General features: G+C 37.4%; 14 protein-coding genes and 4 tRNA genes. 1 reads left to right on the top strand and 17 read right to left on the bottom strand.

Going from position 1 to position 18,122, the window contains the following annotated elements:
* Positions 1-28: 28 nt before the first annotated feature.
* The 9 genes from ABXH06_RS15060 to miaB all read right to left on the bottom strand — a co-directional run bounded on the left by ABXH06_RS15060 (position 29) and on the right by miaB (position 10,430).
* On the bottom strand, positions 29-1,243 hold the full coding sequence (locus ABXH06_RS15060) for an ABC transporter permease (protein WP_311583715.1): 1,215 nt from the start codon (positions 1,241-1,243) through the stop codon (positions 29-31).
* A gap of 16 nt (positions 1,244-1,259) precedes the next feature.
* Positions 1,260-2,570, bottom strand: a complete 1,311-nt coding sequence (locus tag ABXH06_RS15055) for an ABC transporter permease (protein WP_353518735.1) — start codon at positions 2,568-2,570, stop codon at positions 1,260-1,262.
* A gap of 28 nt (positions 2,571-2,598) precedes the next feature.
* On the bottom strand, positions 2,599-3,291 hold the full coding sequence (locus tag ABXH06_RS15050) for an ABC transporter ATP-binding protein (protein ID WP_311583708.1): 693 nt from the start codon (positions 3,289-3,291) through the stop codon (positions 2,599-2,601).
* Positions 3,292-3,343: 52 nt separating this feature from the next.
* Positions 3,344-4,621, bottom strand: a complete 1,278-nt coding sequence (locus ABXH06_RS15045; protein WP_353518734.1) for an efflux RND transporter periplasmic adaptor subunit — start codon at positions 4,619-4,621, stop codon at positions 3,344-3,346.
* 147 nt (positions 4,622-4,768) lie between these two features.
* Entirely contained in the window at positions 4,769-6,385 is a 1,617-nt protein-coding gene (lnt, locus tag ABXH06_RS15040) for an apolipoprotein N-acyltransferase (RefSeq protein ID WP_353518733.1), read from the bottom strand.
* Positions 6,386-6,407: 22 nt separating this feature from the next.
* Positions 6,408-7,286: a CorC family transporter gene (locus ABXH06_RS15035; protein WP_311583699.1), complete on the bottom strand. Its 879-nt coding sequence runs from the start codon at positions 7,284-7,286 to the stop codon at positions 6,408-6,410.
* Positions 7,287-7,379: 93 nt separating this feature from the next.
* Positions 7,380-7,835, bottom strand: a complete 456-nt coding sequence (gene ybeY, locus ABXH06_RS15030) for an rRNA maturation RNase YbeY (protein WP_311583696.1) — start codon at positions 7,833-7,835, stop codon at positions 7,380-7,382.
* A 2-nt stretch (positions 7,836-7,837) separates the two neighbouring features.
* Positions 7,838-8,908 carry a PhoH family protein gene (locus ABXH06_RS15025; protein ID WP_311583847.1) on the bottom strand — a complete coding sequence of 357 codons (1,071 nt, stop codon included), beginning with the start codon at positions 8,906-8,908 and terminating at the stop codon, positions 7,838-7,840.
* A gap of 79 nt (positions 8,909-8,987) precedes the next feature.
* Positions 8,988-10,430 (bottom strand): tRNA (N6-isopentenyl adenosine(37)-C2)-methylthiotransferase MiaB, encoded by a 1,443-nt coding sequence (miaB, locus tag ABXH06_RS15020; RefSeq protein ID WP_311583692.1) that lies wholly within the window; start codon positions 10,428-10,430, stop codon positions 8,988-8,990.
* A 338-nt stretch (positions 10,431-10,768) separates the two neighbouring features.
* On the opposite strand from miaB, the gene ABXH06_RS15015 reads away from it, so the two are divergent.
* Positions 10,769-11,935: an FAD-dependent oxidoreductase gene (locus ABXH06_RS15015; RefSeq protein ID WP_353518732.1), complete on the top strand. Its 1,167-nt coding sequence runs from the start codon at positions 10,769-10,771 to the stop codon at positions 11,933-11,935.
* 58 nt (positions 11,936-11,993) lie between these two features.
* On the opposite strand, the gene ABXH06_RS15010 is transcribed toward ABXH06_RS15015, so the two are convergent.
* The 8 genes from ABXH06_RS15010 to ABXH06_RS14975 all read right to left on the bottom strand — a co-directional run bounded on the left by ABXH06_RS15010 (position 11,994) and on the right by ABXH06_RS14975 (position 18,042).
* Positions 11,994-12,068 (bottom strand) — tRNA-Gln (locus ABXH06_RS15010).
* A gap of 62 nt (positions 12,069-12,130) precedes the next feature.
* A tRNA-Gln gene (locus ABXH06_RS15005) sits at positions 12,131-12,205 on the bottom strand.
* Positions 12,206-12,258: 53 nt separating this feature from the next.
* Positions 12,259-12,343 (bottom strand) — tRNA-Leu (locus ABXH06_RS15000).
* Positions 12,344-12,367: 24 nt separating this feature from the next.
* Positions 12,368-12,444, bottom strand: a tRNA-Met gene (locus tag ABXH06_RS14995).
* 183 nt (positions 12,445-12,627) lie between these two features.
* On the bottom strand, positions 12,628-12,966 hold the full coding sequence (locus ABXH06_RS14990; RefSeq protein ID WP_311583686.1) for a DUF3718 domain-containing protein: 339 nt from the start codon (positions 12,964-12,966) through the stop codon (positions 12,628-12,630).
* 286 nt (positions 12,967-13,252) lie between these two features.
* Positions 13,253-14,761, bottom strand: coding sequence for a SpoVR family protein (locus ABXH06_RS14985; RefSeq protein WP_353518731.1), 1,509 nt, complete (start codon positions 14,759-14,761; stop codon positions 13,253-13,255).
* Between the two features lie 32 nt (positions 14,762-14,793).
* Complete coding sequence (locus tag ABXH06_RS14980) at positions 14,794-16,071, bottom strand: YeaH/YhbH family protein (protein ID WP_353518730.1); 1,278 nt, start codon at positions 16,069-16,071, stop codon at positions 14,794-14,796.
* A 36-nt stretch (positions 16,072-16,107) separates the two neighbouring features.
* Positions 16,108-18,042, bottom strand: coding sequence for a PrkA family serine protein kinase (locus ABXH06_RS14975; RefSeq protein ID WP_311583674.1), 1,935 nt, complete (start codon positions 18,040-18,042; stop codon positions 16,108-16,110).
* Positions 18,043-18,122 lie beyond the last annotated feature (80 nt).

Genomic DNA, 18,122 nt, shown 5'->3' with positions numbered 1-18,122 from the left:
TTTTTTCCGTTTTAAGTGATCTTTATGTTTAAATCGTTCTTGTCGCTGTCGCCGGAGGGATCATCGCAGCGCGTCTGGCTGGGTATAACACCGCTAATTGACCTACTATAAATAATGCGATCACACCAAATAATACGAGTTCGAAACTGATCGGCGATAAGCTAAAGGTTTTTACTAACCAATAATTTAATGTGATTGCACCGATTGAACCGATCACAACACCAACGGAAGAAATTAATAAGTTTTCTACCATAAAGTACCGCATGATCTGCCATTGCGTCGCACCAAGTGCTCGTCTTGTACCAATTTGTTTGGTCCGTCTATTAATGCTAAAAATAGCTAATCCGACTATGCCAAAACCGGTAATTAAAGTTAATGTGATAATAACCGTCATTAATATTTTATTCGTCGCATTATGGCGTTGATAACTTCTTTGCCTTGTTTCTTCAATGGTACTCACTCTGCGTATAATGCGCTCTTTATTACTTTCTGCTAAAAGCTTTTCGATGATAGGCATCATTTCATCACGCCGACCTGGTTGTGTTCTTATAAAGTAACGACTGTTTTTTGCGTCCATATGAAAGGGCACTAACATACTTCGCTCAACACCACTCCAACCATTCCAAGGCGCTTGTAACGCTTTCATTATGCCAATTATTTGCATAGGTTGTGTTTGTGAAATATAGAAAGTTTTACCAACAGCTGACTGCCAGTTACCCGGGTAGAGTTGCTCGGCAAAGGCTTTAGTAATAATCGTTTTAGGAGGCCATTTTGTTGAGCCACTTTCTCGCCATTGGATGTCTTGGCTAGTAAAGTTTTGGCCCGCAATTAATTCAACCCCTAACGTATTAATGGCGTGTTCATCCACCATATATAAAGCACTTCCAATTGTGTCTTTATCGTCACCTGGTTCATGTTGCAATGACATTGACCAGCCACCTCCACTTAGCGGAATCGCATTAATTTGAATGGCATCAACAATACCTGGCGTGTTACGAATAGCATGTAAATCAGTTTGTAGATTGACTTGCTTATTATAATTTTCACCAAATACGGTATTGGTTAAATAAAATGTATTCGCTTCATCAAGGCCACTTGCCCGAGACATTTGCTGATTTCGATCTTGGATCATAAAGATTGCATTAACCATAATCGCCAACGTTAACGCAATTTGCAGGGCAATAAGTAATGCCCCTATTTTGTTACGCATTAATGCGCGAAATATTAAACCTGTTTCTAACATTTTGACATTCCTCGCATTATTGACATTTTAATTGGTGAGCAGGTTGCACTTTACAAGCTCGCCATGTGGGATATATTCCTGCAATTAACGTTGCAAGTAACGATAAGGTCACGGCTAAAATCATCATGTTGAGATCTAACGTTGCTAAGCCTTGCATATATTCACCGTATAGCGTTTCTATGCCTTGTAAGCCTAGGTAGGCGAGAAATAAGCCTAATAAACCTCCGGCTAACCCTATACAAGCTGATTCAATCATATATTGATAAAACAAGGTTGACTTACTAGCGCCTAGTGCTTGTCTTAGTCCAATTTCTGGGGCTTTGCCTAAAAATTTCGCGAGCAGTAAACCAACGGTATTTAATAAACACACAATTAAAAACATCAGTGCCATTGCTAACATCATTTTTGCATCATCAGCGACGACTTCTTGCACTTCTAACCATTGCGTGACTGTGTTTAAACGGTTATCAAGTGGACGTTCAAAACGACCATATTGTTTTTGTTCTTCAACATAGGCATTTAAAAAAGTCATGTAGTCTTGTTTTTCTTGCGGGGTTCTTAATTCAACCCAAAATTGAGTCCAAATACATTCTGAATTTAAAAATGCTTGAAAACCATCACCAGAGGGCTTCCAGCAATTGGTATTGCCTGAGCGACCAATTTTTTCTTCGGCGATTAAACTAAATGGGACAAAGATATCCTCAGATTCGTTAAATGCACCTGTGGTAATATCATAAAAACGCGGTTTGGGTTGCCAATGATCAATCACCCCAACAATGCTAAACATATTTCCGTCGATCTTTATCGATTTACCGACGGAGTTTTCACCACCAAAAAGTTTATCGTTGGTGGCTTTATTTAATACTACGACTTGTTCTTTATTTTCATCAGCGCTTGCTGACCATGCATTGCCGTAAAGAAACGGTACATCAAACATGGCGAAAAAATCAGCGGAATTTGCTCGGCCATCAACAATTAACGGCAAAATGTCAGGATCAGAGGGTTCAATTACGGCATAAGCTTGCGCTTGAACATTTTGACGAAACGCTTTTTTTGCTTTCATTAAATTTGTTGAGTCGGTATAGGTCATTTGATCCGGCGGATTTTGACCTTCATCAAACGGGTCGTTTGCGTCCCAACTGTCTAATTGTACATAATAAAGTTGTTCACTTTTATGAGGAATTGGGTTGGCAGACATTAGGTAATTAACGGTGATGGTGGTCATAGTTGCACCAATTCCTAAGCCTATTGCGCAAATCATCAGTAAGCTTAATCCCCAATGACGCAAGATACTGATCCATGCAATTTTTATATAATAGTTAAACATTTCCACTCCTTAATTAATGAGTCATCGATTAAGCAATTGCTTGATTATCAATAATTTCTAACTCGCTCACTCGGCCATCTTTCACTTGAATTGTTCTTGAAGCTCGTTGAGCAAGTTCAGCGTCGTGGGTTACCATAATAATGGTTGTGCCTTGTTTATTGATTTCTTCGAGTAAACTCATTACGCCTTGCGCCATTTCAGAATCTAAATTTCCTGTCGGCTCATCAGCAAGTAAAAAACGAGGATCAGTAGCAAGTGCTCGTGCAATAGCAACACGTTGCTGCTGTCCTCCAGAGAGTTGGCTTGGCAAATGTTTCATTCTTGAAGAAAGACCAACACGAGCTAAATTTGCTTCGATACGTGCTTTTCTTTCTTTGGCATTAAAGCCTCTATAACGCAGAGGAACATCAACATTGTCAAAAAGGTTTAAATCAGGTATTAAATTAAAACTCTGAAAAACAAAGCCTATTTTCTCGTTTCTCATTTTTGAACGGCCGTTATCATTTAGGCTACCAACGTCTTTTCCGTCTAAGGTAAATTCACCATCGGTGAACGTTTCTAATAAGCCGGCAATATTTAAGAACGTTGTTTTACCTGAGCCTGAAGGTCCAGTCACACTGATAAAATCCCCTTCATTGACGGTTAAATTAAAATCTCTTAGTGCATGTGTTTGAATGTCGGCTGTTTGAAATATTTTATTGATATTTTTCATGACTAACATAGTTTGTTCCTTGAATCGCGTGGATTTATTATTCGTTATAATGGTTGATTTATTAGTTATTCAATAACACTTGTTCTGCTGAATTAAACATATCTGTGCCTGAAATAATGATTTGCTGTCCTTCGCTTAAGCCACTTAATACTTCGACATGACTTAAACTTCTCGCACCCAGTGTGATAGGGGTTTTTCGTGCTAAGCCATCATTAACAAGATAAGCGAATCTGCCACCTGAGCTTTCGAGAAATTGTCCTCGTTGCACTTGTAAGACATTACTTTTTTGTTCAAGGATGATTTGCGTATTTAACCGTTGGTTTTGACGAAGTTTTGCGGGTGTTTCACCAGAGAAGCGTACTCGCCCAGTAACCTGATTATTCAGTATTTCGGGGGAAATTGTTACTAGACGAGCACTGAACTGGCGTTGTTCAAATTGTACAGCTACGTCCATACCAATGGCTAAGTCATCGGCATAACTTTCTGGTATTTCAATTTCTACTTCTAAATTACTTAAATCTACTACCGTTAAAATTGATTGGTTTTTACTTAAAAATGTTTTGTTATCGGCGTTTAAATTCCCCACGATGCCATTAACAGGAGAACGAATGGTCAGTGCATCAACTTGGCGTTTTAATTCTTTTACGAGTAATTTTTGACGACGAATGTCGAGCGACAACGATTTGCTGTCAAAGTCTAAGCTTTCAATATTCAATGCTGCGTCTTGCTCAGCATGGCGGTGTTGTAATTTAGCATTTTCTAACTCGTCTTGTGCTTTTTCAAAATCTATCTGACTGATGGCATTTTTTTCATATCCTTGATCAGCGCGACGCTTTTCACGATTGGCGGAAATTAATCTGACATTGGCTAGATCAACCGCTTTCTGATCTTGTAAACGTTGTTTTTTTGATTGTATTTGTTGACGTTCATAACTTGACTCAAGTCCTTCAAGCGTGGCTTGTTGTTGAAAAAGTTGGCTGGTTAATTCAGGGCTATCTAGGGTGGCTAATGCTTGGCCTTCTTTTACCTCATGACCCGCTTCAATTAAGAGTGTTACTGTGCCGTCTGCGGGGCTATAAACGGTTGGACTAACTGCTGCAACAACTCGGCCTAATACTGAAATATCTCTGATGAAATCACCTCGAGTGATAGTGGATAATCTCACGCGATCGATTGAAATAGATTCACTGGCTTGGCTCCATCGACTTGCGGCAGGAGCCACTTGCCAGATAATCAGGACGAGGATGGTAAATGAAGTAATTAGAGTTAACCAAAATTTAGGTTTTGATTTTTGTACTGTGATCTGGACATCCTGATCACTGGTATCTTTGATTTGCATGTCAATTCCCCCGAATAAGACATAACCATTGAAATAATGGTTGTTTGATAAGTAAGTCGTGTTAGCAGGGAAAAAGGTTTAAATTATTTAACAATTTGAGGAAATAATATCAGGAAAGGTAACGGGAAATCTTAATAACACTATGTTTTACAATGTGTTAAGTGATGTTCTATTTTGTGCTTTGTTGTGAACTATGTTAATGAATATCAGCAAAAAACCAATGAACCAAATAGGGTATCGACCATATTGGCTGTATGGGGTTTGTCCTGAAACTAATTGAATTTCTGTTGTTAATACCGCTTGTTCAAATTGCGGTATTTGTTTGGTGATAACACCTAAATGATCAGTTACTGCAGTAACCCCCGTATTCGTAGAACGCAATAAAGGGCGGCCAAATTCTAACGCCCGCATACGAGCAATTTCCATATGTTGGTGTGGTCCATGCGAGTTACCAAACCAGGCATCATTACTAACGGTTAACAGTATATCGCTGTCATTATAAAAGTTAGCGGCAAGTTGTTCGGGAAATGCTATTTCAAAACAAATTAACGGTAATATATTTAAATCATTTGCCTGTAAATTGTCTTGCACATAACTGCCTCGGCTAAAGGAAGATTGTGGTAAATTGAATAGGGGGGCTATGGGCCTAAGCAAATCACCAAATGGCACAAATTCGCCAATAGGTAATAAATGGTTTTTATCATAACGGTTATTGTTTCCATAATAATAATCGCCATTAATATCCGCGTGATGTTTTTTTCCTAAAACAATTAAGCTATTAAAATACTCTTTGGTTTCAAAGTTATAATTTAAAATACCCGTGATTATGGTGGCATTATTTAAAGCAGCAGATTGGTTGGCCATATCAAGAAATTCTTGTGTGGTACTCATAGTTTCAATCGCCGGTATTGCTGATTCCGGCCAAATAATTAACTGGGCATCATAATTTAAACGTGTTAAATCTAAATATTTTAACATAGTCGGCCATTGTTGCTCTGGCTGCCACTTAATTGATTGTTCAATATTCCCCTGAATTAAGGCCGTTTTAATGGTTTTTCCCGTTGGTGAAACCCAAGTTTGCTGATGTGAAAATAGCGTGATAATGCAAATTGAAAGTGAAGCAATGCCGGCTTGTTTAATGTGTGATTTCAATATTAACTTGCTAAGCGCGACACAAAATATTAGCAGGCAAAAAGTAATGCCTAATTCGCCAATAATCGGTGCTAAAGGGGCTAATGGCCCACTGATTTGACCATAACCTAATGATAACCATGGAAAACCTGTTAGTACAACACCACGCAAATATTCTGTTAATAACCAAGTGCTTGGCAACAACCAAAGGTTTAATTTGCTGCAAGCTTGCTGCGTTTTTGTTGTAGAATTTGCTATTTTAGCGGTCAAATAACCTGCCAGGGTTGGGAATAAAGCTAAATATAAACACAATAGCAACATCAAAAATAAAGAAGCGAATAATGGCATACCGCCAAATTCAGCAATAGAAACATGGACCCAACTTATGCCACTTGCAAACCAACCAAAGCCAAAAATAAAGCTATGTTTTGTGAGTAATCGAGTGGTGTTAACTTGTTTTTTTTGACAGAGTTTTTCTAAATGTACAAACCATAACGTTAAACTGATAAAGCTTATCCACCAAAATGAGAATGGCGCATAAGAAAATACTAAGTTAAGACCAGCGATAAAACTTAACCATAAGGTTTTATCGCTAATATTACGCTTACATTTGGGCAGAAAAGATTTGAACATGCTAACGCTGGATCATAGTAAGTTAATCAATCGTTTTGCCATTGACTTGATGATCTTTTGGGATAGTGACTTGTAAGACTTGAATACGTCGGTTATCAGCTGAAGTGACTTTAAATTCAAAATCATTAAGATTTAATGATTCAGATTTTTTAGGCATATGGCCAAATTGATGAAGGACTATTCCACCTATGGTATCAGCACCGTTTTCGTCAAATTCACAATTAAAGTATTCGTTAAAATCATCAATTTCAGTTAGTGCTTGTACTTGATAGACATTACTAGCTAAGTGTTTGATATCTTCTATAATTTCATCGTCAGTTTCATCTTCAATTTCACCCACTATTAATTCTAATATATCTTCAATGGTAACAACGCCTGATACTCCGCCATATTCATCAACGACAATAGCCATATGGTAACGTTGTGAGCGAAACTCTTTTAGCAAAGGTTCAACTTTTTTACTTTCAGGTACTATGATCGCAGGACGGATCACTTCATTAAAGGTACAAGGTTGCTCTTCTTCATTAAAGGCATAGGCGAGTAAATCTTTTGCTAATAAAATTCCCTCAATATGGTCGATATCTTCGTTTACTACTGGAAAACGCGAGTGGCCTGATTCGACGATAAGTGGAATTGCATCTTTAAGTGGAATATTGATGTCCAGTGTGACCATTTGAGAGCGAGGGATCATGATATCTCTTACACGCATATCAGAAACTTCTAATACCCCTTCGATCATCAGTTTAGTTTCTGGTTTGATGAGTTCGCGATCTTCTGCATCGTTTAGCACATCGAAAAGTTCATCTTTGTTTTTCGGCTCTCCGGTAAAAGCTTGTAATATTTTATTAAAAAAAGTTTTATTTGAAGAACCGTTACTAGAGTGTGGGTTATCGTCGCTCATAGAGCTTATATTATTCCTATTATTAGTGAGTTGTTTAGTTTGTAATCAATTAAAGTATATTTCAAGTAGTTATTGTCAAAATAGAAAATAGCGTTAGATTAATTGATACGGATCATTAATATTTAATGCTGAAAGTAATTTTATTTCAAGTGCTTCCATTTCTTTAGCCTCATTATCATCTATATGGTCATAACCTAGTAAATGCAAGCAACCATGAATAACCATATGCGCCCAATGATGCATTAATGCTTTATTTTGTTGCTCAGCTTCTTGTTGAACGACTTGGGCACAAATAACTAAATCACCTAATAGGGCTAATTCAATACCTTCTGGTACCTCGAACGGAAAAGAGAGTACGTTAGTTGGTTTATCTTTTTGACGATATTGCAAATTTAACGATTGGCTTTCTTCAACCTCAACAATACGCACCGTTAATTCAAAGGCTTTATTATAAGGTGATAACGCCGTGTTTACCCATAACTGTATATCTTGATGACTTGGTAAATTTACAGCATTACAAGCAATTTGTAGATCTAAATCTATAGACACAATTATTTGCCTGCTTCTTGATTGGCTTCAATGACTTGCTGCTTGGCTAGCTGATCTTGTTTTTTCTTCTCAGCTTTAATTCGATTCATTTTCTGGTCATATGCGTCATACGCTTCAACAATATGAGCGACAACAGGATGCCTAACGACATCTTTTGATTGGAAAAAGTTAAAACTAACACCTGGGATATCTTCTAAAACTTCAATAGCATGACGTAAGCCTGAACGTTGACCCCTTGGTAAATCAACTTGTGTAATATCGCCCGTTATTACCGCCCGAGAGTTAAAGCCAATTCGCGTTAGAAACATTTTCATTTGTTCTACTGTGGTATTTTGGCTTTCATCAAGAATAATAAAGGCATCATTTAATGTACGACCACGCATATATGCCAACGGTGCAATTTCAATGACATTACGTTCGATTAACTTTTCGACCTTTTCAAAACCAAGCATTTCGAATAATGCATCGTAGAGTGGGCGCAGATAAGGGTCAATTTTTTGGGTTAAATCACCAGGCAGAAAACCTAATTTTTCACCGGCTTCTACCGCAGGGCGAGTTAATAGAATACGTCTAACTTCTTGTCTTTCCAGCGCTTCAACAGCACAAGCAACGGCTAAGTATGTTTTACCGGTGCCAGCTACACCGATACCAAAACTAATATCATTAACTAAAACATTTTGCACATAAGCTGATTGGTTTTCGTTGCGAGGCTTAATAACGCCACGCTTAGTTTTGATGGTCACCATTTTATTAAAGTCTGCATCGACTTTGCTAGGTGCTTGCTCGAGGACATTGGCATCGATAATCGCAAGATGCACCATTTCATCCGTGATTGTTTTACTTTCCCCTTTGACGGTTTCAGTTTCTAAGTATAAATCTTTTAATATTTTCGCAACCGCTTTAATTTGAGCCGGCGCACCAATGATTTTAAAGTGATTAGTGCGATAACTTATTTCAACCCCTAAACGACGTTCGATCGTTTTTAAATTATCGTCCATAGGGCCACACAAATTAGCTTGTCTTGTATTGTCGATAGGCTCTAATGTTAAAATACTTTGTTTGTCTTTACTCAAAAGCTTGTTGTCCATTTTAATTAATAAATAAGCCGCTAATTAATCAAGGTGTTTTAACGAGCGGCAAATATTCGCAAGATTAAGGGGTGAATGTGCCGACACCTAACTCATCTACATTAGCTGGTTTAGCGTTATGATGACTGTTTGATAATATATCAGCAGGTGAATGCGCAATTCGTAATCCCATTTCACTTTCTTGACGAACCAATTCACCGCGTAATGAATTTGCATAAACATCTGTGATTTTCACATCAACAAAACCACCGATTACGCTATGTGGCGCAACAAAGTTGACGATACGATTGTTTTCAGTGCGGCCACGTAATTCCATCGGGTTTTTCTTAGAAGGGCCTTCAACTAAAATACGTTGTTCGGTATTAAGCATTTGACGTGCAATACGCAGTGCTTGTGAGGTGATACGATCTTGTAATATTTGCAAACGTTGTTTTTTCGTTTCATCACTAATATCGTCAACCATATCGGCAGCCGGCGTTCCTGGGCGCGCACTATAAATAAAACTAAAACTTAAATCAAAATCAACCGATTTAATTAAGTCCATGGTTGCTTCAAAATCAGCATCGGTTTCGCCAGGAAAGCCCACGATAAAGTCAGAAGACATACAAATATCAGGGCGTGCTTTTTTAAGCTTTCTGATTTGTGATTTATATTCTAATGCAGTATGACCACGTTTCATTTGGGTAAGAATTCGATCAGAACCACTTTGCACCGGTAAATGTAGATGGCTGACTAACTCAGGAACATCTTTATAAACTTCGATAATGTCATCCGTAAATTCTACTGGGTGCGAGGTTGTGTAACGGATGCGATCAATACCATCTATGGTGGCTATTAAACGAATGAGTTCGGAAAAACGACATACCGTACCATCATGAGAATCACCACGGTAGGCATTAACGTTTTGGCCAAGTAAATTAACTTCCCGTACGCCTTGTTCGGCTAATTGTGCTATTTCATAAAGCACGTCATCTAATGGACGACTGACTTCTTCACCGCGGGTATAAGGCACGACACAGAAAGTACAATATTTACTACAACCTTCCATAATGGAAACAAACGCAGTAGCGCCTTCTGCTTTAGGCTCTGGTAAACGGTCAAATTTTTCAATTTCTGGAAAGCTAACATCTACCACAGGGTTATGATCACCCGTGACTTGTTGGATCATTTCAGGTAAACGGTGCAACGTTTGTGGGCCAAATACCATATCAACAAATGGGGCACGTTGACGAATAGCATCACCTTCTTGTGAGGCAACACACCCACCAACACCAATAAGCAATTCAGGTTTGTTTACTTTTAAATTTTTCCAACGACCTAGTTGATGAAAAACTTTTTCTTGTGCTTTTTCACGAATCGAACAGGTATTTAATAAAATCACATCGGCATCTTCAGCTTCTTCTGCTAATTCATAGCCATGTGTGGAGTCTAATAATTCGGCCATCTTTTGCGAGTCGTACTCGTTCATTTGGCAACCCCAGGTTTTTATGTATAACTTTTTACTCATTTATTTATGCCTATTGTGTTCATGAAATTGGTTCTAGTTTTTGCTAGAGAATTTTAGGGGGCGTATTTTACTCTTTCTTGAATGCCGAGGCTAGTTATAACGGATGAAAATTGGCAAAAATAAAATTACAGTTGTTGATCCTTGATGGCGGTTTTTGTATTTAATTTATCAACAGCGCATTTTAAAATTATCGAGACAATCAAGACGCTTGCACCTACGATAAATAAAACAGTACTTTCCTGTGCTCACGATAATTCGTGAGTAATAAAGAGATAGTTATCGAATTCGTGACTTTGGTTAGTTAGAATAGTGGAAAAACAATAGTAGAATGTTGGTTCATGGATAAATTTGATTGTGTTGTTGTTGGCGGTGGCATGGTAGGCGCAGCAAGTGCTTTATCATTGGCTCAGTTGGGGTTGAAAGTTGCGGTCATTGAAAAGTCGGCACCGAAATCATTTATCCAGAATCAACCCTTTGATCTTCGTGTTTCTGCACTGTCGTTATCATCTCAATTTTTATTAGAGCAACTTAATGCATGGCCGCAAATTAAACAATGGCGAGCATGCCCATATCGGCGGTTAAGTGTATGGGAGCAAGAATCTGCGTATACAGAGTTTTCTGCTTCAGAAATTAATGAACAACATCTTGGTCATATCGTTGAAAATCGTTTAATTCAATTGTCTTTATGGCAACAAATACAACATCATGAAAATATCGACTTGTTCTGTCCTGAATCGCTTATTTCATTTGAACAAAACGATAAACAGGTCAGTGTTCAATTATCAAATAAAACGATTGAAACCAAATTACTGATTGCTGCTGATGGCGCACACTCTCAAGTCAGGCAACTCGCCAATATTGGTACAACTGGTTGGGATTATCAGCAAGCTGCAATGCTAATTAATGTTGAAACTGAGTTAAGTCAGCAAGAAATCACCTGGCAACATTTCCGTGAAACGGGCCCTGTGGCTATGTTACCTATGCCTGGAAACCATGCTTCACTTGTTTGGTACCATGCTAAAGAAGAAATTTCGCGATTATCAAACTTATCAAACCCACAACTACAAGCGGCTATTCTCGAAGCCTTTCCGGCAAAACTTGGCAACATTAAAGTTATTGATAAAGCGAGTTTTCCTTTAACTCGCAGGCATGCTAATCAGTACCAAAAAAATCGTGTTGTTTTGTTGGGCGATGCTGCTCATACCATAAACCCATTAGCAGGGCAGGGAGTAAATCTAGGTTTTAAAGATGTCAAAGCGTTACAAGAAGTCGTTGCTAAAGCAATCGGTGAGGGAAAATGCTGGCATGATGTTGAAGTACTAGCAGGATATGAAAAGGCGAGAAGACGAGATAATTTATTAATGATGACCGCAATGGATATGCTTTATAGTGGCTTTAGCCATCCTTCAGGTCTAATCAAGCTGTTTCGCAATACTGGATTATTTATGACCAACAAGTTTCCAAAGCTTAAAAATAAAGCGTTGGCATATGCCTGTGGTATTTAAACGTCTGAGTTAAAATTATTTAGAAAATAGAAAATAGAAAATAGAAAAACAAAGAAAGTGGCAGGGGTAAGAGGATTTGAACCTCTGAATGACGGGATCAAAACCCGCTGCCTTACCGCTTGGCTATACCCCTGCAGAAAACTCGTTGTCGTTACAATATTAACTTTCGGATTTTACTTGAGAATAAAAAGAAAGTGGCAGGGGTAAGAGGATTTGAACCTCTGAATGACGGGATCAAAACCCGCTGCCTTACCGCTTGGCTATACCCCTGCAATGTAACTTACTTTCTAACACAGTTTCGAGAAGAAATGTGTTATTTGAAATGGTACGGGGTGAGAGACTTGAACTCTCACATCTTGCGATACTGGAACCTAAATCCAGCGCGTCTACCAATTCCGCCAACCCCGCATTATTTCTATCACTAAGAGTTAATGGTGGCTACACCGGGATTTGAACCTGGGACCCCATCATTATGAGTGATGTGCTCTAACCAGCTGAGCTATGTAGCCTTTCCAACCTGCCTCTCAGCAAGTGGCGCGTATTATGCAAATCTGTTTCGGCTTCGTCAACCGTTTTTTAATAAAAAAAGAAGACTTTTTGATTGTTTGGCTAAACTCTCAACAAAACGCTGCTAATATGCACATTTTTCTTAGTTTTTCATGGTAATTTGATAGAAATAAATAAAATTAACTTTATCTATCTTTTGCTTCTTCAGCTAAATGTGCTGAATATTTTGAAATTTCAGGGATTTCAGCAGCAACAACTTTGGCTGGTAATTTACCAATCATAAATTCACCTACTTCTAAAGCTTGTGATTTTGCGGCAAATGCTAATAAAGTATTACCATTACATAATAAGCCTTTATAGATCTTTCTTATTTTTAATTTATTTGCTTTTAAAAATGAGCGTAAGCGGTTTTTATCATTAGCTTGCACATATTCACAGACACGCAATGATAAATCTGCTTTTGCTGGGGCTGATATTAATAAGCTTGTTGCTAATACACTAGCGAGTAAAATTATTTTAGTCATGTTTAGTCCTATAATTTAACAGTATTTTTTTAATACTCTTATATGATAGTTTATTTTCTTATATATACAGAGAAATAATTAAAATAAAGACTAATTAATCCTTCTTTATTTATATTCTTTTAACCTTAGGTTAACTAACTGTTAATTAGGGTAAATCTTAAATGTTTAACGGTTAACTTTGGGGAAGGGGATGTGAGTAAAAGTGAGTAAACTTTCATGTTTGAGAACTTCTCGCTTTAAACCGCTCAAAAAAATAAAAAAACTGATTGAAATAAAACTCATTCAATTAATGGGGGTTATCTTTTGGCGGACATTGCGCTATTACTTCTTCTTCACCTTGCTGGTTTTCTTGAATTAATTTTACCTCAAACTGCCATAGATAATATAAATGCTTTAACACTTCATCTTTTGAATTGGCTAATGGTACCTGCTGATGAGGGGTATATTTTAAAGTCAGAGAGCGATCTCCGGTGATGTTCGCTTTGGTGATTTGAATATTGGTTTCAATGTTACTTAAGTTGTATTGATCAGATAATGCCGCTCTGATTTTTTTATAGCCTTGTTCGTTATGTATTGCCGCAACTTCGATAAAGTTTTCTTTTTCATCATCATGTATATGAAATAATTTAAAATCACGCATTAGTTTTGGTGATAAAAATTGACTTATAAAACTTTCATCTTTGAAGTTTTCCATGGCGAAATGTAAAGTATCTAACCAATTACTTCCGGCAATTTCAGGAAACCACTGTTTATCTTCTTCTGTGGGCTCTTGGCAAATTCGTTTAATATCCATAAACATATTAAAGCCCAAGGCGTAAGGGTTTATTCCTGAATAATAAGGACTGTTATAGTCAGGCTGCGCGACTACGTTGGTATGGTTATGTAAAAATTCTAACATGAATTTTTCACTGACCTTACCTTCTTCATATAGTGTGTTTAAAATAGTGTAGTGCCAGAAACAGGCCCAACCTTCATTCATTACTTGCGTTTGTTTTTGTGGGTAAAAGTATTGTGAAACTTTACGAACAATACGAACCACTTCCCGTTGCCAAGGCTTTAATAAAGGCGCGTTTTTTTCGATGAAGTATAGTAAGTTTTCTTGCGGCTCACTTGGGAAGTTAATCGTTTTATTTGTCGTTTTATCAGCATTTTCCGGAATCGTACGCCATAAAGTGTTAACTTGAGATTGTAAATATTCTTCTCGTGATTTTTGTCGTTTAAGCTCTTGTTCTAACGAAATTTTTTGTGGACGTTTATACCGATCAACACCGTGATTCATTAACGCATGGCAAGCATCTAAACAAGCTTCAACTTCATCAATACCATGTTTATGTTCGCATTCAGCAATATAATTTTTAGCAAAAACCAAATAATCAATGATAGAACTCGCATCGGTCCACGATTTAAATAAATAATTACCTTTAAAGAACGAGTTATGGCCATAACATGCATGAGCCATAACAAGTGCTTGCATAGTAATTGAATTTTCTTCCATTAAATATGAAATACAAGGATCAGAATTAATCACTATTTCATAGGCCAGTCCCATTTGACCTCGTTTATAGGTTTGCTCTGTTTGAATAAATTTTTTACCAAAGGTCCAATGATTGTAACCAATAGGCATGCCAACACTTGCGTAAGCATCCATCATTTGTTCTGCGGTTATCACTTCGATTTGATTGGCATACGTATCTAAACGAAAGCTTTCTGCAATTCGGGCAATTTCATCTTGATATTGTTGTAGTAATTCAAAAGTCCAATCAGGTCCGTCAGATAACATTTTTTTAGTTGCCATAATTACACTCCATTACCGATGCACATAAATATTTATGCTACTTGCGGACTACTTTTCTTAAATAACTCTCTAAAGACAGGGTAAATATCTTCAACGGTTTTAATGTGTTGCATCGCAAAATGGTTATATTGTTCTTGCACTGTTAAATATTGTTGCCATAAGGTTTGATGGGTGCGTTGAGTAATTTCGATATAAGCAAAGTAACGAGAAAGAGGTAGAATTTCGTTACTCATTAATTGACGACAATGAGGCGAGTCATCCGCCCAATTATCACCATCAGATGCTTGGGCGCCATAAATATTCCATTCTTTGGGATTAAACCTTTTATTGATGATGTCAATCATCAATTCCAGGGCACTAGAAGCAATAGTGCCGCCAGTTTCTTGAGAATAAAAAAATTCTTGTTCATCAACTTCTTTCGCTTGGGTGTGGTGACGAATATAAACCACTTCTATGGTTTGATAAGTGCGCGTTAAAAATAAATAAAGCAATACATAAAACCTTTTCGCGATATCTTTCGTTGCTTGATCCATTGAACCTGAAACATCCATTAAACAGAACATTACCGCTTTAGAAGTTGGCACAGCCACTTTGGCATAATTCCTAAACCGTAAATCAAAGGTGTCAATAAAAGGAACCTTGGCAATTTTCTCTTTGAGCTTGTTAATTTCAATGGTTAACTCGGCAATTTCTTTCACGTGGTCGTGCTTATCTTGTTGTAAAGCTAATAACGATTCTTCCATTGTTTTTAAGGATTTTCGTTTTGACGATGTCATCGCGACTCGTCTAGCAATAGAGCCTTGTAATGATTTCACTATATCGATATTGGATGGTACACCTTCTGCACAATAACCAGAACGAACCGTTTTATAGTCGACTAACTTATCAAGTTGGTTTTGTTCAAGGTTTGGCAGTGCTAAGTCTTCAAAGAGTATATTCAGATATTCATCTTTTGAAATTGAAAAGACGAAATCATCTTCACCTTCACCAGAATTACTAGCTTCACCTTGACCCGCTCCTTGTCCTGACTGTTGAGGTGGCCGCTGAATTTGATCGCCAGTATTATATTGATCGTTGCCTGGATGTACTCTGTCTTTTATACCTCCTTGCCCTTGATGAAAGGTAGGTTCACTGAGATCCTTTTTAGTAATGGTGATGCTTTCACCGCTATCAATATCCGTGACTCCCCGTTTATTAACCGCTTGTTCCACAGATTTTTTAATTTGTGATTTATAACGTCGGATAAACCGTTGTCGGTTAACGGTACTTTTATTTTTACTATTGAGTCTTCTATCGATAAAATTTGCCATAATGGCTACCTCATAAATGCCTGTTTAGCGTTTACCTTAAGAAGACTTTCTTACGCGTAAATACCATTCAGATAACAAACGTACTTGTTTTTTGGTATACCCTTTGCTCATCATACGTTCGACAAAGTCATCATGTTTTTGTTGATCATCGTTGGAAGTTTTAGTGTTGAACGAAATAACTGGCAATAAATCTTCGGTATTAGAAAACATTTTTTTCTCAATTACTGTGCGTAATTTTTCATAACTGGTCCACACAGGGTTAGTTCCGTTATTATTGGCTTTTGCCCTTAAGACAAAATTGACTATTTCGTTTCTAAAGTCTTTTGGGTTACTAATACCAGCCGGTTTTTCTATCTTTTCAAGTTCGTTATTTAATGCTTCTCGATCAAATAACTGACCTGTTTCTGCATCTCTATATTCTTGATCTTGGATCCAAAAATCAGCATAAGTTACGTAACGATCAAAAATGTTTTGCCCATATTCAGAATAAGACTCAAGATATGCGGTTTGAATTTCTTTCCCAATAAAATCAATATATTGAGGAGATAGATAGCCTTTAATAAACTCTAAATAACGATCAGAGACTTCTTTAGGTAATTGTTCTCGTTCAATTTGCTGTTCAAGCACATAAAATAAATGAACAGGGTTAGCGGCAACTTCCATGTGGTCAAAATTAAACACTCGGGATAAAATTTTAAATGCAAAGCGGGTGGATAAGCCCGACATGCCTTCGTCGACACCTGCGTAATCCGTATATTCTTGATAAGATTTCGCTTTGGGATCGGTATCTTTTAAGCTTTCACCATCATAAACACGCATTTTAGAATAAATACTAGAGTTTTCTGGTTCTTTTAATCGCGATAATACTGAAAATTGTGCCAAAGTTTCTAAGGTATCTGGGGCACATTGTGCTTGAGAAAGCTCACTGTTTTTTAGCAGTTTTTGATAGATTTTCACTTCTTCAGAAACGCGCATGCAATACGGCACTTTAACGATATATACGCGGTCTAAAAATGCTTCATTATTTTTATTATTTCTAAAAGTTTGCCATTCTGATTCATTTGAATGTGCGAGTAAAATGCCGTCAAATGGTAGTGCCGATAAACCTTCTGTTGGGTTGTAATTTCCTTCTTGTGTCGCGGTTAATAACGGGTGCAATACTTTAATTGGAGCTTTAAACATTTCAACAAACTCCATCAATCCTTGGTTTGCTCTACATAAGGCTCCAGAGTAGCTGTAAGCGTCAGGATCATTTTGTGCGTAATGTTCGAGTTGTCGAATATCTACTTTACCTACCAGCGCTGAAATATCTTGATTATTGTCATCACCGGGTTCAGTTTTAGCGATGGCAATTTGATCAAGAATTGAAGGGTAAATTTTAACGACTTCAAATTGACTAATATCCCCTTGAAATTCATGTAATCGTTTAGCAACCCAAGGTGACATTATCGTATTTAAATAACGCTCTGGTATGTTGTATTCATCCATTAAAATTTTGCCATCTGAGTGTTTATCAAATAAGCAGAAAGGGTGGTCATTTACAGGGCTTCTTTCACCGTTCGCACTAAGTACGTATATTGGCTCTTGTTGCATTAAAGCTTTTAATTTTTCCGCGAGTGAAGATTTCCCGCCACCGACGGGGCCTAATAAATAAAGAATTTGTTTTTGTTCTTCTAAACCTTGTGAAGCATGAGTTAGATAAGAAACAATTTGTTCTATGGCATCTTCCATCCCATAAAACTCTTTAAAGGCGGGGTAACGAGCAATAACTCTATTGGAAAAAATTCTACTTAGACGTGGCTCTGATGAAGTATCTATCATTTCAGGTTCGCCGATAGCATTTAACAATCGTTCGGCGGCACTGGCATAGGCAGATTTATCTTTCTGGCAAAGTGTTAGAAAGTCTTGTACGGAACAAGTTTCTTCTTTTGATTCATCATAACGAGATTGATAGTGTTTAAAAATACTCATAACTGCCCCCAAAATTGATAAACATATCAAAGCTGAGCTAATGACAGAAAGAGAGTAAATACAACTAACGAGTATTTTCC

Source organism: Thalassotalea sp. SU-HH00458, assembly GCF_040362795.1.
Lineage (GTDB): Bacteria > Pseudomonadota > Gammaproteobacteria > Enterobacterales > Alteromonadaceae > Thalassotalea_H > Thalassotalea_H castellviae.
The sequence above is the reverse complement of the archived record's forward strand: the minus strand, read 5'-3'. Positions and strand labels throughout refer to the sequence as shown.

Bases quoted from the DNA above. Each gene is read 5' to 3' on its own strand.
- ABXH06_RS15060 (WP_311583715.1), bottom strand. From the start codon at position 1,243: ATGTTAGAAACAGGTTTAATATTTCGCGCATTAATGCGTAACAAAATA.
- ABXH06_RS14975 (WP_311583674.1), bottom strand. From the start codon at position 18,042: ATGAGTATTTTTAAACACTATCAATCTCGTTATGATGAATCAAAAGAA.
- ABXH06_RS15035 (WP_311583699.1), bottom strand. From the start codon at position 7,286: ATGAGCGACGATAACCCACACTCTAGTAACGGTTCTTCAAATAAAACT.
- lnt (WP_353518733.1), bottom strand. From the start codon at position 6,385: ATGTTCAAATCTTTTCTGCCCAAATGTAAGCGTAATATTAGCGATAAA.
- ABXH06_RS14985 (WP_353518731.1), bottom strand. From the start codon at position 14,761: ATGGCAACTAAAAAAATGTTATCTGACGGACCTGATTGGACTTTTGAA.
- ABXH06_RS15050 (WP_311583708.1), bottom strand. From the start codon at position 3,291: ATGTTAGTCATGAAAAATATCAATAAAATATTTCAAACAGCCGACATT.
- ABXH06_RS15045 (WP_353518734.1), bottom strand. From the start codon at position 4,621: ATGCAAATCAAAGATACCAGTGATCAGGATGTCCAGATCACAGTACAA.
- ABXH06_RS15015 (WP_353518732.1), top strand. From the start codon at position 10,769: ATGGATAAATTTGATTGTGTTGTTGTTGGCGGTGGCATGGTAGGCGCA.
- ABXH06_RS14980 (WP_353518730.1), bottom strand. From the start codon at position 16,071: ATGGCAAATTTTATCGATAGAAGACTCAATAGTAAAAATAAAAGTACC.
- ABXH06_RS15055 (WP_353518735.1), bottom strand. From the start codon at position 2,570: ATGTTTAACTATTATATAAAAATTGCATGGATCAGTATCTTGCGTCAT.
- miaB (WP_311583692.1), bottom strand. From the start codon at position 10,430: ATGAGTAAAAAGTTATACATAAAAACCTGGGGTTGCCAAATGAACGAG.
- ABXH06_RS14990 (WP_311583686.1), bottom strand. From the start codon at position 12,966: ATGACTAAAATAATTTTACTCGCTAGTGTATTAGCAACAAGCTTATTA.